Annotated in this window: 2 pseudogenes; both read right to left on the bottom strand. The window is 67.8% G+C overall.

The features are described from left to right. Nucleotides 1-106 (bottom strand): annotated as a pseudogene (locus tag ACG0Z6_RS16655) (helicase HerA-like domain-containing protein); the annotation flags it as partial. Beyond that, a pseudogene (locus ACG0Z6_RS16650) lies at nt 96-286 on the bottom strand (murein biosynthesis integral membrane protein MurJ); the annotation flags it as partial. The pseudogenes ACG0Z6_RS16655 and ACG0Z6_RS16650, both read right to left, overlap by 11 nt.

Genomic DNA, 286 nt, shown 5'->3' with positions numbered 1-286 from the left:
TGAGCTGGTCAGCCGCCAGGATGTTCACCACCCCGCGCCCGCCCACGCACTGCATGAAATCTTGGATGTTGAGCATGGGCTCGCCAAAGAAGCGGTCGCCACCCTGGGCCCAAGAGCCACACCAAGAGCGGCGCCCCCACCACGCCCAGCACGCAAGTCAGCGTCAAAGCCCAGGTGAGCACCGTGGCCACAGCCGCCACCAGCTCGCGCGTGGCCTCGTCCCCCTCTTGGGCGCAGGCTTGGCCGACGCACCGCAGGAAGCTGCGGTGGTGATGACGCGCTGGAT

Source organism: Roseateles rivi (genome assembly GCF_043555845.1).
GTDB classification, from domain to species: Bacteria; Pseudomonadota; Gammaproteobacteria; order Burkholderiales; family Burkholderiaceae_C; genus Roseateles; species Roseateles rivi.
The sequence above is the reverse complement of the archived record's forward strand: the minus strand, read 5'-3'. Positions and strand labels throughout refer to the sequence as shown.